The organism is Bradyrhizobium sp. WBOS07 (genome assembly GCF_024585165.1).
GTDB classification, from domain to species: domain Bacteria; phylum Pseudomonadota; class Alphaproteobacteria; order Rhizobiales; family Xanthobacteraceae; genus Bradyrhizobium; species Bradyrhizobium japonicum_B.
Genome location: NZ_CP029008.1, coordinates 6,172,055 through 6,185,469 on the forward strand (window position 1 = coordinate 6,172,055; position 13,415 = coordinate 6,185,469).

12 protein-coding genes are annotated in these 13,415 nt (G+C 66.7%); 7 read left to right on the forward strand and 5 right to left on the reverse strand.

The annotated features are described in order from the left end of the window. The first annotated feature begins 47 nt into the window (after positions 1 to 47). Together DCM79_RS29280 and DCM79_RS29285 are read left to right on the forward strand one after the other, a co-directional pair. Positions 48 to 1,409, forward strand: coding sequence for an NAD(P)-binding domain-containing protein (locus DCM79_RS29280; RefSeq protein ID WP_257180878.1), 1,362 nt, complete (start codon positions 48 to 50; stop codon positions 1,407 to 1,409). Between the two features lie 64 nt (positions 1,410 to 1,473). Next, positions 1,474 to 2,637, forward strand: a complete 1,164-nt coding sequence (locus tag DCM79_RS29285; protein ID WP_257177533.1) for an MFS transporter — start codon at positions 1,474 to 1,476, stop codon at positions 2,635 to 2,637. Positions 2,638 to 2,675: 38 nt separating this feature from the next. On the opposite strand, the gene DCM79_RS29290 is transcribed toward DCM79_RS29285, so the two are convergent. Then, positions 2,676 to 3,371, reverse strand: coding sequence for a GntR family transcriptional regulator (locus tag DCM79_RS29290; RefSeq protein WP_257177534.1), 696 nt, complete (start codon positions 3,369 to 3,371; stop codon positions 2,676 to 2,678). Positions 3,372 to 3,444: 73 nt separating this feature from the next. On the opposite strand from DCM79_RS29290, the gene DCM79_RS29295 reads away from it, so the two are divergent. From DCM79_RS29295 to DCM79_RS29305, 3 genes are read left to right on the forward strand one after another with little or no spacing between them, the layout of a single operon-like run. Then, positions 3,445 to 4,632 (forward strand): cytochrome P450, encoded by a 1,188-nt coding sequence (locus tag DCM79_RS29295; RefSeq protein ID WP_257177535.1) that lies wholly within the window; start codon positions 3,445 to 3,447, stop codon positions 4,630 to 4,632. A 34-nt stretch (positions 4,633 to 4,666) separates the two neighbouring features. Then, complete coding sequence (locus DCM79_RS29300; RefSeq protein WP_257177536.1) at positions 4,667 to 5,131, forward strand: SRPBCC family protein; 465 nt, start codon at positions 4,667 to 4,669, stop codon at positions 5,129 to 5,131. 19 nt (positions 5,132 to 5,150) lie between these two features. Continuing rightward, positions 5,151 to 5,360: a ferredoxin gene (locus DCM79_RS29305; protein WP_257177537.1), complete on the forward strand. Its 210-nt coding sequence runs from the start codon at positions 5,151 to 5,153 to the stop codon at positions 5,358 to 5,360. 38 nt (positions 5,361 to 5,398) lie between these two features. Here the strand turns inward: DCM79_RS29305 and DCM79_RS29310 are convergent, their stop codons facing one another. The 3 genes from DCM79_RS29310 to DCM79_RS29320 are packed head-to-tail and all read right to left on the reverse strand — an operon-like array spanning position 5,399 to position 8,847. Beyond that, positions 5,399 to 5,983 (reverse strand): DUF1254 domain-containing protein, encoded by a 585-nt coding sequence (locus DCM79_RS29310; protein ID WP_257177538.1) that lies wholly within the window; start codon positions 5,981 to 5,983, stop codon positions 5,399 to 5,401. After that, entirely contained in the window at positions 5,980 to 6,558 is a 579-nt protein-coding gene (locus tag DCM79_RS29315) for a DUF1214 domain-containing protein (protein ID WP_028135416.1), read from the reverse strand. Before DCM79_RS29315 ends, DCM79_RS29310 begins: the two co-directional genes overlap by 4 nt. Before the next feature lie 9 nt (positions 6,559 to 6,567). Further along, on the reverse strand, positions 6,568 to 8,847 hold the full coding sequence (locus tag DCM79_RS29320; RefSeq protein WP_257177539.1) for a transglycosylase domain-containing protein: 2,280 nt from the start codon (positions 8,845 to 8,847) through the stop codon (positions 6,568 to 6,570). A 291-nt stretch (positions 8,848 to 9,138) separates the two neighbouring features. On the opposite strand from DCM79_RS29320, the gene DCM79_RS29325 reads away from it, so the two are divergent. Next, entirely contained in the window at positions 9,139 to 9,654 is a 516-nt protein-coding gene (locus DCM79_RS29325) for a YcgN family cysteine cluster protein (protein WP_257177540.1), read from the forward strand. Positions 9,655 to 9,810: 156 nt separating this feature from the next. Beyond that, entirely contained in the window at positions 9,811 to 11,394 is a 1,584-nt protein-coding gene (locus tag DCM79_RS29330; protein WP_257177541.1) for an MDR family MFS transporter, read from the forward strand. A 3-nt stretch (positions 11,395 to 11,397) separates the two neighbouring features. On the opposite strand, the gene DCM79_RS29335 is transcribed toward DCM79_RS29330, so the two are convergent. Continuing rightward, the gene (locus tag DCM79_RS29335; RefSeq protein ID WP_257177542.1) at positions 11,398 to 13,356 is read right to left on the reverse strand and encodes a GAF domain-containing protein; all 1,959 of its coding nucleotides are present in this window, start codon (positions 13,354 to 13,356) and stop codon (positions 11,398 to 11,400) included. Between the last annotated feature and the right edge of the window lie 59 nt (positions 13,357 to 13,415).

The following is a 13,415-nucleotide window of genomic DNA, read 5'->3' on the forward strand; positions in this document are numbered from 1 at the left end:
TGTTCGATGATTCTAGAAATATGGGAGAAGCGGGAATGAACGCCAAAATGAACGTCAAGACCGTCGCCATCATCGGGGCAGGGCCGGTCGGCCTCGCAGCCGCCGCTCATGTGCTCGAGCGCGGCATGTCGCCGATCGTGCTCGAGGCCGGGCCTGAAGCCGCGCACGCGATCCGCCAGTGGCAGCATGTCCAGCTGTTCTCGCCATGGGAATACAATGTCGACAAGGCGGCGGCGCGCCTGCTCGCGCCGACGGGATGGAATTCGCCGGACCCGCAATCCTATCCGACCGGTGGCGAGCTGATCGACCGCTATCTGACGCCGCTCGCGACGCGCACGAAGCTGCGCGAGACGATCCGGACCTCGAGCCGGGTCACGGCGATCAGCCGCGCCGGCTTCGACAAGGCGAAGACGAAGGGCAGGGAGCGGGCGCCGTTCGAGATCCGTTATCAGAACGGCAGGGGTCCCGAGATGCTGCATGCCGATGCCGTCATCGACGTCTCGGGCACGTGGTTCTCTCCCAATCCCGCCGGCAGCAACGGTTTGCCCGCGATCGGCGAGCGCGAGCGCGCCGACCGCATCGCCTATGGCATGCCGGATGTGCGGGGCACGGAGCGCGCCAGATATGCCGGCAAGATTGTCGCCGTGCTCGGTGCCGGCCATTCCGCGGTCGGTACGCTGATCGATCTCGCGCAGCTCGCGGGCGAGGTACCGGGCACGCAGGCGATCTGGCTGTTGCGCGGCGCCGATCCCGCCAAGTCCTTCGGCGGCGGCGGCAACGACAAGCTTGCCGCGCGCGGCGAACTGGGCTCCGCCTTTGCCGCGCTCGTGACCGCCGGCAAGATCAGGGTGGAGAGCGAATTCGGCGTCACGCACCTTTCGGAGTCCGAAGGCCGCCTCAGGATCTCGGCCGGCAGCGGCTGCGGTGCGCGCAGTGTGGTGGCGGACGAGCTCGTCGTCTCCACCGGCTTTCGCCCCGATCTGTCGTTCCTGTCCGAGCTGCGGCTGCGGCTCGATCCGGCCATCGAGGCGCCTGTCGCGCTCGCGCCGCTGATCGATCCCAACGAGCACAGCTGCGGCACGGTCCGTCCGCACGGCGCGCGCGAGCTCGCGCATGACGAGCCGGGCTTCTATCTCGCCGGCATGAAGTCCTACGGCCGTGCACCGACCTTCCTGATGATGACCGGATACGAGCAGGTGCGCTCCATCGCGGCCGACATTGCCGGCGACAAGAAGGCTGCCGCTCGGGTCGAGCTCGTGCTGCCGGAGACCGGCGTCTGCACGCGCGGTGGTGTCGAGGCGGCGGATGCGGGATGCTGTGGCGGTCCGGCAAAGGAGGAGAGCTCAGCCTGCTGCGCCGCCGACGAAAACGCCAAGAAGGCAGGCCGCACCGGCTGTGGCTGTTCATGATGCGGATCCCACCAGACGGGAGGAGAGCATTCGGAGCCTGAGCGGGGGACCGTTGATTGCGGCGATGTGCGTCGGGCAGCTCGGCAATCTGCTGCCGCACGTGACGCTGTCGGCGAATCTGGCGCAGCATCTGATGCCGGCATGGGGGCTGTCCGCCGCCGACGGCGGGTTGATGGCGAGCGGCTATGCGTTCGGCTACATGCTGGCCGTCCCGGTGCTGACGACGCTGACCGATCGCATCGACGCGCGGATCGTGCTGCTGTGCGGCTCCATCGTCAGCGGGCTTGCGACCATCGCCTTCGGCATCTTTGCCGAGGGATTCTGGTCGGGCACCATCATCTGGTCGCTCGCAGGATTGGGCTTTGCCGGCGCCTATATGCCGGGCCTGAAGGCGCTGACCGACCGGTTGCCCGCCGGCGACACCTCGCGGGCGGTGACGCTGTACACGTCGAGCTTCTCGGTCGGCGTCGGCCTGTCGTTCCTGGTTGCGCAGCTCCTCGCCGACCGCTGGGGCTGGCGGAGCGCGTTCTATGTCACCGGCGTCGGCCCCATCGCGATGGTGATCGCGTGCCTGCTGATCGAGGGACGGCGGCCAGCGCCGAAGTCTGGGCGTCTTCTCAACTTTGCACCCGTCCTCGCCAATCGCGAGGCGCTCGGCTACATCCTCGGCTACGGCGCCCACTGCTTCGAGCTCTACGGCATTCGCACCTGGCTGGTCGGGTTCTGGACCTTCGTCGTTGCGCATCAGGGCGAGCCGTCCTGGATGACGCCGGTGCTGATGAGCTTCTGCTTCGCCGTGATCTCGATGCCCGCCAGCATCCTCGGCAACGAGGCCGCCCTGAAATTCGGACGGCATCGCGCCATCACGGTCGTGATGATCGCCTCGGCCTGCGTCGCGCTGGTGATCGGCTTCAACGCGAGCGCCCCGGCCTGGGTGCTCGCGCTGCTGCTGATGATCTACGGCGTGACGGTGCCTGCTGATTCAGGCGCGCTCACCGCCGGCATGTCCGCGGCGGCCGTCTCCGAGCATCGCGGCGCGACCCTGGCCCTGCATTCGACGGTCGGCTTCGGTCTGTCGGCGCTCGGCGCCTGGGGAACCGGCGTCGCACTCGACGTGGCCGGCGGCCCGCAGAGTGCGAGCGGCTGGCTGCTAATGTTCATCGTGCTCGCGGCCGGCATCGCGCTGGGGCCAGTGGCGCTGCTGTGGGCGCGGCGCAAGCCGGGCTGAGCAGCGACGTCAGCCATTGAGAAGCAAGGGAAGGCCGCCTAGCCTGGAATCGGGGATCGTCGCGCCAGGCCCTCCACATAGGCAAGCAATCGTTCAGCCGCGTCCGCCGCCAAGTCGGCATCGCCGCTTGCGATGGCGCGAGCGATCTCGATATGACACTCGACGCCTTCGCGTGGCAGTGTCCGGCCGTGATGCATGAACCAGAACCGCCGGTTCTGGGTCCCGATCAGGCGCATCATGGATGCCACCGTCGCGTTGCGGCACGCCACGAGGCAGAGCTGATTGAAGTCTGCGTCGAGTCGCGCGAACGCGTCGAAATCGTCTTGCTCCAGCGCCGCCACCATGCCCGCGGCGAGTTCAGTGAATTGTTGGCGCTGCTCCGGCGTCGCGCGCATCGCAGCCCCGCGTGCGACCACCAGTTCGAGCGGCCTGCGCGCCTCGATGACGTTGAGCTCGTCTCCGAAGCGGCAGTCCGAGACGACGCATCCCTTGCGCGGCATGATCTGCAGCAAATGATCGCGTGCCAGACGTTGCATCGCCTCGCGAACCGGCGTGCGGCCGATCCCGAGCCGTTCGCATAATTCAGCCTCCGAGACATAAGCGCCGGGCCGCAGCTCGAGAGTGGCGATCATCTGTTCGAGCTGCGCGTAGGCCCGCTCCGTCAGGCTGGCGATTTCGCTCGTGGTGGAGGCCTTGGCTGACGGGCGGCGCGATTTCGGTTGACGAGGTCTCATATATCAGCTCATATATCAGTAACAACAGGCCGACGCTATGGCCAAATGTAGGGAAGGCAGAGGCGGACAAGGCATGGCGCGATCTCCCGTGACCGACTGGGCGTCTGACTGGGACCATCTCGATCCAGCCTGGATCGGCAATCCATATCCGATCTGGCAGAATTTGCGCGATCGGTGTCCAATTGCGCATACCGACCGCTACAACGGGGTCTACTTCCCGACGCGATACGCCGACATCCGCGACGTCGCCTATGATCCCGACCGCTTCTCTTCCCGCCGTGTCGTGGTTCGGGAGGGTGAATACCGCGTCAACTCGCCGCCGATCACGTCGGACCCTCCCGAGCACCGCCCGATGCGCATGGTGCTGATCCCGCCGTTCACGCCGCAGGCCGTGGCCAAGCTCGAACCCCAGACGCGACGTGTCTGCAACGAACTGATCGACCGTATCATCTCGCAATCTTCCTGCGATGGCGCTGTCGATTATGCGCAGCACATCCCGGTTCGGATCATCGCTCATATGCTGGGGATACCGGCGGAAGACGGTGATCAATTCCGTTCCTGGATTGCGATGGCCTTGCAGGAAGGAGTGACCAACCAGTCCGCGCTGAAACGGGCCGAGCAGGAGATCTCGGATTATTTCGCCGGGCAGATTGCACGACGGCGCGAGCGGGCGGGCGACGATCTCGTCAGTTTTCTGATCAATGCGCGCAATCCGGACAATGGACCGTTCTCGGATCGTCAGATCCTCGGCGCGTTGCGCCTGCTCCTGATCGCCGGCATCGATACGACTTGGAGTGCCATCGGGTCATCTCTGTGGCATCTCGCGACCCACGCGGAGGATCGCGAACGGCTGGTGCGACGGCCCGAATTGATCGGCACGGCCATCGAGGAATTCCTGCGGGCCTATGCACCGGTGACGATGGCGCGCGAGGTCGTCGACAACACCGAGCTCGGAGGCTGTCCGATGCGGAAGGGCGAGATGGTCATGCTGTCCTTTCCCGCGGCCAATCGCGACCCCGAGAAGTTCGCGGATGCCGATTCGGTCAGGATCGACCGGACGCAAAACCCGCACGTGGCCTTCGGCCTCGGCATTCACCGCTGCATCGGATCGAACCTGGCGCGAATGGAAATGCGGATCGCGCTCGAGGAATGGCTGAAGCGAATTCCCGAGTTCGCGCTGGACCGGACGCGACCCATGACCTGGTCGGAAGGGGCTGTGCGCGGCCCCCGGTTGCTCCCGCTCGTTCTTGGGTCGCGTTGATCGACGTTCATTGCACTGATTGATTGGAGGCCGGATGTTCTTCGTTCGAAAGCACGACATTCTCATCGGCGCGCCGCCGGAAGCGGTCTTCGACTATGTCTGCAATCCGCATTCCTGGCCCGAATGGCTGGCGGCCTCGCACAAGATCGAAGGACCCGATCAGCCTTTGGCGCTCGGCCAGTCCTTCCGGGAGGAATGGCAGATCCGGCGGGGGACGATCGAGCTGCATTGGAGTGTCATCGAGAGCGAGAGGCCGCGCGCCTGGACGTGCAGGGCCGATACCGATTTCATCGGTCCGATCCTGATCCGCTACACGTTTGCCCAGGAAAAGGGATGGACCCGCTATACGCGGGAGCTCACCAATCCCGACCGGCCATCCGCGCCGAGCCAGGACCAGCTCGATCGCATGGATGAAGAAGCGCGGATTGGACTCGGCAACATCAAGAACCAAGTCGAGCGCCGTTTCGCTGCGGCCTATGTCAGCCCCTATCCCTGCTGACATCCACGGAGATCAAGCCATGACCATCGAGATCACGGTCCGGGTCGATTCAGGGAAATGCCAGGGTCACGCCCGCTGCAGCGCCCTGGCGCCGGAGCTGTTCCAGCTCGACGAGTTCGGGCATGCGCGGGAAAGCGTGGCGGTCTGCACCGCTTCCGAACTGATCGACAAGGCCTATGTCGCCCGGGCGAATTGTCCGGAGGAAGCCATCATCATCACGGAGCGCTGAAGTATGGAGGCCTCTTGAGGGTGCCGGACCGGCCGCCCTCAGCGCCGGCCGCGCTTGGTGTCGGCCTTGGCCGGCGGCTCGGTCTGCGGCGCGCAGGTCGCGGCCTGCAGCGTTGCCTGCGCCTGCGGCATCAGGCCGGGCTCGGCGGCGAGCGCCTTCATCAGGATCAGGCCGGTGGTGGTCGGGGAATCGATGATGAGGCGGTCGGCCGCGGTGACCTCCTCGTCCTCGGGCAGCTCGCTGTGCTGCGCCTCGGTCATCAAGTCGAGCTCGATCACCTTGCGGCCCGCCGAGCGGTCGTTGATGGCGTAATAGGCGATCTCGTTGCGGGTGTAGAACGACACCGAGGTGTAGGCCTGGCTCACCGGCACCGTGAGCTTGATCGGTCCGCCCGAGAGGTCGTAGCGGCAGATCGCCAGCGCGAACGCCGGGTCCATGAACGGCATCGGCGACGTCGAGGGATCGGCGAGGGGAAGCTGGGTGACGCCGTTCACCTTCGTCATCGGCGTCAGCCGCGAATAGGCGTCCTGCGTCGCGATCCGCGGCAGCGCCAGCACGCTGACGAGGTGGACCACGAGGCCCAGCACGATGCCGGCAACGATGGTGAACAGCAGGCGGATCATGAGCAGCCCGCCGTGCTGATGCTGGGCATCGGCGCATCGCGCTGGGTGCGCGTGGCGACGCCGACCGGGGTGTCGTAGAGGCGCAGCATCAGGGCGTAGCGCTCGATGCCGCCGGTCGGCAGCCAGTTGCCGGCGCGCGAGCGCGAGGCGATGCGGATCTCGAACGAGCCGTCGGAGGACCGCACGATCTCCTGGCTGGTGAAGCCGTAGCGCTGCAGCGAGTTGGCGACGAGATGGCCCTTGCGGTCGTACAGCGTCAGCGTCCAGAACCGCGCCGGCGGCGTCACGCCGGAGACGATCACGTCGCAGCGGCCGTCGAGCGGCTTCTTCTTGTCGTCGGTGGTGGCGGTGAAGGCGACGCCGTCGCCGGTGCCGATCGGCAGCTCGCCGCTGCGGACGATGGTGGCGCGCGAATAGGGATCGACGTCGGCGGTGCCGGTGCGCGGCCGCGCGGTCCAGGCGCCGATGGTCAGCGCGCCGATGTCGGTGCCGCGCGTCGTCGTCATCCAGGTCGCGCCGACGCCGACCACCGTCGCGAGCAGAAGGGCCGTCAATGTGATCAGGATCAGCCGCACTTGTTTCGATCAGTTCTTGCGCGGGGCCGAGGCGTTGGCCTTCTCTTCCGCATAGTTCTGCGGGAACGCGAGCGCGCTCGTCGCCGGGGATGGTTTGCTGTCGGCATCCGCCGATTTCCTGGCCGTCCTGGCCGCGTCGTCCAGCAGCTTCTCGACCCGCACCAGGATGTCGGCGCCGCGCTTGGTCAGCACCGGCGGCGGACCCGGCTTGGTCTCCAGGATCTTCGGCGCCGCGTTGGCCTGCGCGTTGCTGACATGCTGCGGCGGCAGCTTCTGGCCCATGCCGATGCCGGGGATCTCCCGGACCTCGACGCCCTGATGCGCTGCCAGCATGATGTCGTGCCAGGTCTGCGCCGGCAGCGAGCCGCCGGTCATGCGGTTGGTCGGCGAGTAATCGTCGTTGCCGTACCAGACCGCGCAGGTGAAGTTGCCGGTGTAGCCGACGAACCAGGCGTCGCGATAGGCGTTGGTCGTGCCGGTCTTGCCCGCGGTCGGGATGCCGTCGAGCGCGGCGCGGCGCGCGGTGCCCTCGCTGACGACGTGGCTCATCATGCCGGCCATGTCGGCGGCGACGGAAGCCGGGATTGCCTGCCGCGGCTTCGGCCCGTCGCGGTCCCAGCGCCAGACGAGGTCGCCGGCGCCGGTGCGCACCTCCAGCACCGCATGCGGCGTCACCGCCTTGCCGCGGTTCGGGAACGTGGCGTAGGCCACGGCGTGCTCGAGCACGGTGACTTCGTCCGAGCCGATCGGCAGCGACGGCGTGTCGGGCAGCGGCGCCTTGAGGCCGAAGCGGCGCGCGACCTCGACGATCTTGGCGCGGCCGACCTTGGCGGGGTTCTGGGTCTTGGGCTCGTTCTTCCGGCCGATCTCGATCGACAGCTTCACCGGCACGACGTTGATCGAGCGCGTGATCGCCTGCGTCAGCGTCACCGAGCCGGAATAGGAATGGCCATAATTCTGCGGGCACCAATTGCCGATGCAGACGGGACCGTCGACCACGATCGAGTTCGGCGTGTAACCGTTCAGCAGCGCGGTGGTGTAGACGTAGGGCTTGAACGAGGAGCCGGGCTGGCGATAGGCGTCGGTGGCGCGGTTGAACTGGCTGGCGCCGTAGTCGCGGCCGCCCACCATGGCGCGGATGCCGCCGTCGAGATCGGCGACGACGGTCGCGGCCTGCGTCGCGTGATAGTCGCGGCCGAACTGGCGCAGCTGGTTCTCGACCGCGTCTTCCGCCGCCTTCTGCACGTTGGTGTCGATCGCGGTGCGGACCACGAAGACGCGCTCGGTGTAGGACTTCGGGAAGGTGTCGACCAGCTTGCGCATCTCCTCGAAAGCGTAGTCGAGATAATAGTTCGGCGATGCCTCGTCGCGGCGGTCGACGGCGAAGGCCGGATTGCGGCGGGCGCCGAACACCTGGCCCTCGGTCATGAAGCCGGCGTCGACGAGGTTGTCGAGCACGACGTTGGCGCGGGCGCGGGCGGCGGGCAGGTTGATGTGGGGGGCGTATTTGGTCGGGGCCTTGAACAGGCCGGCGAGCATCGCGGCTTCCGCCAAGGTCACGTCGCGTGCCGACTTGTTGAAGTAGAAATGCGCCGCGCCGTCGACGCCGAAGGTGCCGCCGCCCATATAGGCGCGGTCCAGATACAGCTTGAGGATCTCGTTCTTGGTCAGGCGCCATTCCAGCCAGATGGCGAGGAACGCCTCGTTGACCTTGCGCTCGATGGTACGCTCGTTGCTCAGGAACAGGTTCTTGGCAAGTTGCTGGGTGATCGAGGAGCCGCCCTGGCGGACGCCGCCGGCCTGCGCGTTGGTGACGAGCGCGCGCGCGGTGCCGGCGATGTCGATGCCGAAATGCTCGTAGAAGCGGCGGTCTTCGGTCGCCAGCGTCGCCTTGATCAACACGTCCGGAAAATCTTCCAGCGGGATCGAATCGTTGTGCTTGATGCCGCGGCTGCCGATCGGATTGCCGTAGCGGTCGAGGAAGCTCACCGCGAGATCGGACTTCTTCAGCCAGTCCTCGTCGGCGGTCTCGCGGAAGGCGGGGATGGCGAGGGTGAGCATCACGACCAGGCCGCCGAGGCCCAGCGTCGCCGCCTCCGACAGCGGCTCGATGAACACCCAGCGCTTCCAGCGCCCGACATAGAACCGGTCCATGAAGGTCGAGTAGCGCTCGTAGAGCTCGCGGATGCCCTTGGCCGAGGAGAACAGCGAGGAGTCGATGCGCGCATCGAGATCCAGGAAGAAATTCCGGATCCTCTGCTTCCAATGCGATGGTATGATCTGGCGCACCTGGAACCCTTGAGGCTCGCTTCAAAAGCGTTCAAGCACCCGCCGGGGCGGCGTCGAGACGTCTTGGGGGAATGTTGCGGCAAACCCAAGGCGCCCGGCCAGCATCCGAGGGACTTGCTGTTCCTTCTAGCCGAGCGGGACCCATAAACCAATGGTCACGCTCGCGATTTTGAACAACAGGCCTAATTGACCCCGGTTCATTACGGGCTTCGAAGGCGCCTTGCTTGCACCATCGCGGCCGCACGCCCTAGATGGCGTGGCCGTCACTCTTTCGAACCTTTGTTGAGGCGCATGACCGCAGCTCCCAAACGACCTTCAGGCCAAGAAGGATTCTTCTGGAAAACCAAGACGTTGGAAGAGATGTCGGCGGGCGAATGGGAAAGCCTGTGCGACGGCTGCGGTCGCTGCTGCCTGAACAAGCTCGAGGACGAGGATACCGGGCAGATCTACTTCACCCATGTCGGCTGCAAGCTGCTCGATGGTGCGAGCTGCGCCTGCAAAGACTATCCGAATCGGTCCGACAAGGTTCCGGATTGTGTCCGCCTGACGCCAGCCAATGTCCGCACCCTGAACTGGCTGCCGCCGAGCTGCGGCTACAAGCTCGTCGCCGAGGGGCGCGACCTCTATTGGTGGCATCCGCTGGTATCAGGCGATCCCAACACCGTGCATGAAGCCGGCGTCTCCGTTCGTGGCCGGGTCGAAGGCAGCGAGGAGGAGATCCCGGACCAGGAGCTCGAGGACCACATCGTGCAATGGCCGGCGCTGCTGCCGAGGCGGGCCCGCTTGAAGCGACGTCCAAAGGACTGAGCCGCCTCGCGCCGCAGATCACGTCTTCGGGATGGCCCTGCGATGGGATGCACCCATGCGCGGCGGTGCCTGCCCGGGAAGAACTTTGCTGTCTAGATTGGGCTTCATAGAACGAATCCTTCGCGGCGTTGCGCCGCCACACGACGTCCGAGCGAAATGAACAAGTTCGACCGGCAGGGCAATTCTGCCGACACCCAGACTTTGCCCGACGACATCGCCGAGGAGCTGTCCCGGCTGCCGAGCGAGGTCATCAGCGTCGACGACGCCCCGTCCATCACGCCGCCGGCGCCGCTGTCGCAGGACGAGGTCCGCACCATCGTCATCAGCCTGATGCTGACGATGTTCCTGGCGGCGCTCGATCAGACCATCGTGGCGACCGCGCTGCCGACCATCGGGCGCCAGTTCAACGACGTCTCCAATCTCTCCTGGGTCATCACTGCCTATCTGCTCGCCTCGACCGCGGTCGCGCCGGTGTTCGGCACGCTCAGCGACATCTACGGCCGCCGCGCCATGATCATCATCTCGCTCAGCCTGTTCGTGGCGGGCTCGGTGCTGTGCGCGATCGCGCCGAACATGCCGATGCTGATCCTGGCGCGCGGTCTGCAGGGCCTGGGCGGCGGCGGCATCATGCCCGTCGTTCAGACCGTGATCTCGGACGTCGTGTCCCCGCGCGAGCGCGGCCAGTACCAGGCCTATTTCTCCAGCGTCTGGATGGTCGGCGGCATTTTGGGCCCGGTCATCGGCGGCGTGTTCGCCGAGCACCTGCATTGGTCGATGATTTTCTGGATCAACCTGCCGCTCACGGTTGCGGCGCTCGCGCTGTTGCTGCCGAACATGAAGAAGATCCCGGTGTTCCACCGCAAGCGCAAGGTCGACTGGCTCGGCGGCGTGCTGCTGATGGCCTCGGCCGTCGTCTTCATGCTGGTGCTGACCTGGGGCGGCACGCGCTATGCCTGGCTGTCGCCGACCGTGCTGGCGATGGTGGGCGGCGCCGTCGCGCTCGCGGTCAGCTTCGTGTGGCACGCGCGCCGCGCCGATGAGCCGTTCCTGCCGCTGCCGTTGCTCGGCGGAAGCGTCGTGCCGTTCGGGCTGATGGCCGGCGGTTGCGCGCTCGGCGCCATCACGGGCCTCACGGTTCAGCTCCCGCTCTACTACGAATCCGTCTACCACCTCAGCGCCAGCGAGGCGGGCCTTGCGCTCATTCCGCTCGCGGCCGTCTCGACCGTTGGCGCGGCCGTTGCCGGCCGCACCATGGCGCGGGCCAAGCACTACAAGCGCGTCGCCATCGTCGGCACCTCCTGGGCCGCGCTGTGTGGCCTCGGCCTCACGCTGACGACGCTGCCGCTATGGGGCCTGCTGACGCTGATGGCGGCGTTTGCGCTCGGTCTCGGCACCACCTTTCCGGTTTGCGTGGTCTCGGTGCAGAATTCGGTCGCGCGGGCGCAGGTCGGCACCATCACCGGCGCCTTGAACTTCTTCCGCTCGCTGATGTCGTCCTTCACGGTCGCCGCCTTCGCGGCGATCCTGCTGATCGCGCTCGGCATCGACGTTCCGCTCGCCGGCGAGCATCATGCCGCAGGCAGCGTCGCCATTCCCGCCGACGACATGCGGCACGCCTTCCGCTACGTGTTCGGCGCCGCCACCGCGCTGATGACTGCTGCTGCACTCTGCCTGATTGCGATGGAGGAGCGGCCGCTGGCCGGGCCTTCGGCGAAGCAACCCGTCGAGATGGCGGAATAGGGCTCAGCCCGCAGCATCCGGGAAGCTGCTCTTCCGCGGCAACAGAATCGTGAATTCGGTGAACGCGCCGGGCTTGGTCGCGACCTCGATCGTGCCGCCATGCTGCTTCACCACGATGTCGTGGCTCATCGACAGCCCGAGGCCTGTGCCTTCGCCGGCCGGCTTGGTGGTGAAGAACGGGTCGAACATCTTCTCCTTCACCTCGTCCGGGATGCCGGTGCCGTTGTCGCGAATGCGGATCTCGACCTGATCGCCGCGGTCGCGGGTCGCGGCGGTCACGACCGGCTCGTAACCGGCCGCGTCGCTCTCCGCCTTGCGCCTGGCGACCGCATGGAATCCGTTTCCGATCAGGTTCAGCAGCACCCGCGTGATCTCCTGCGGGAACAATTCGGCCGAGCCGGCCGCCGGATCGAGGTCGCGTTCGAGCGTCACGTCGAATTGCGGCTGCTCGGCCCGCGCGCCGTGATAGGCGAGGTTGAGGCTTTCCTCGACCACCGCGTTGATGTCGCTCAGGCGCTGCTCGCCGCCGCCCTCGCGCGAATGCAGCAGCATGTTCTTGACGATGGAATCGGCGCGCCGTCCGTGCTGCACGATCCGGCCGAGATTGTCCTTCAGAAGTCCCGTGAGCTCGTCGACATCGGCGCGAACGTCGGTTGCGAGGGCGACCGGCGCCAGCACCTCGTTCAGCTCGTCGGTCAATTCGGCCGAGAGCGAGGCAAAATTGTTGACGAAGTTGAGCGGGTTCTTGATCTCGTGCGCGATGCCGGCGGTGAGCTGGCCGAGCGATGCCAGCTTCTCGGTCTGCACCAGCCGGTCCTGCGCGGCGCGCAGATCCTCGAGCGACCTGGCGAGCTCTTCGGTGCGGCGCGCGACTTCGTTGAACAGGCTGACATTCTTGATCGCGATCACGGCCTGATCGGCGAAGGTCTGCAGCAGGCGCACGTGATGCTCGGCGAAGGTACCCGTCGCACGGCGCGTCGCGATGATGATGCCGATCGCCTCGCCCTCGCTCATCAAGGGCGCGAACAGCATGCTGCGATAGCCGCGGGCACGCGCGATGTCGCGCGCGGCCGGCTCGAGCTCGGTGTCGGTCAGTTGCGCCGCCGTGCCATTGGCGATGAGCCCGTAAGGCGGAAACCGCGCGAACGGCACCGGGAACGAGGCCTGGAGGACGCGATCGCCGGCCGGATCGGTCGGGGTGAACGCGGCAAGATGCGCGGCGCCATCGACACAGCGCAGCACCGCCGTCGAGAAGCCGCCGATCAGACGGTTGGCGTTGGCGGCGATGGCGTCGAACACCGGCTGCACGTCGGACGGCGAGGCGGCCATCACCTTCAGGATGTCGGCTGTCGCGGTCTGGCGCTCCAGCGCGGCCTTGGTCTCGTTGAACAGGCGCGCATTCTCGATCGCGATCACGGCCTGGTCGGCGAAGGTCTGGAGTAGTTGCACGAGGTCGGGTGCGAACGCGCCCGGCTCAGCGCGCGTGACGCTGATCATGCCGACCGGCGTGCCCCGGTTCATCAGCGGCATGAACAGCACGCTGCGGAAGCCGCGCAGCCGCGCCAGCTCGCGGTTCAGCTCCGGAACGTCGTCGGCCTCGCTGTCGGGAAACTGGATCGTCTTGCCGTCGCGCACCAGCGCGAAGGTCGGAAACTCCGCGATCTTGCGCGGGAACGAGGCCTTCAGCCCTTCGTCCGCCTCCGGGCTGGTCGGCGTGTAGGCCACCAGGTGCAGCTCGTCGCCGACGAACTGGAGCACGGTGGCGGAGAAGCCGCCCAGCAGGCGCCTGGAGCTCGACGCAATCGCGGCGAAGACCGGACGGGCGTCGGAGGGCGAGGCCGCGATATTGCGCAGGATCTCGGCGCTGGCGCTCTGGCGATCGCGCGCAATCGCCAGCTCGCTGCGCAGCCGCGCGTTCTCGGCGGCGAGCCCAGCGGCGATATCGTTCGGAGAGTTGGCCATTCCTGATCCGGCTTGATGCCGCGACAGGCGCGGCACAAGGCCGGATTATCACATCTTTC

Coding starts and splice junctions, on each gene's coding strand:
- DCM79_RS29325 (WP_257177540.1), top strand. CDS start 9,139: ATGACCGCAGCTCCCAAACGACCTTCAGGCCAAGAAGGATTCTTCTGG.
- DCM79_RS29335 (WP_257177542.1), bottom strand. CDS start 13,356: ATGGCCAACTCTCCGAACGATATCGCCGCTGGGCTCGCCGCCGAGAAC.
- DCM79_RS29305 (WP_257177537.1), top strand. CDS start 5,151: ATGACCATCGAGATCACGGTCCGGGTCGATTCAGGGAAATGCCAGGGT.
- DCM79_RS29300 (WP_257177536.1), top strand. CDS start 4,667: ATGTTCTTCGTTCGAAAGCACGACATTCTCATCGGCGCGCCGCCGGAA.
- DCM79_RS29280 (WP_257180878.1), top strand. CDS start 48: ATGAACGTCAAGACCGTCGCCATCATCGGGGCAGGGCCGGTCGGCCTC.
- DCM79_RS29310 (WP_257177538.1), bottom strand. CDS start 5,983: ATGATCCGCCTGCTGTTCACCATCGTTGCCGGCATCGTGCTGGGCCTC.
- DCM79_RS29295 (WP_257177535.1), top strand. CDS start 3,445: ATGGCGCGATCTCCCGTGACCGACTGGGCGTCTGACTGGGACCATCTC.
- DCM79_RS29285 (WP_257177533.1), top strand. CDS start 1,474: ATGTGCGTCGGGCAGCTCGGCAATCTGCTGCCGCACGTGACGCTGTCG.
- DCM79_RS29330 (WP_257177541.1), top strand. CDS start 9,811: ATGAACAAGTTCGACCGGCAGGGCAATTCTGCCGACACCCAGACTTTG.
- DCM79_RS29290 (WP_257177534.1), bottom strand. CDS start 3,371: ATGAGACCTCGTCAACCGAAATCGCGCCGCCCGTCAGCCAAGGCCTCC.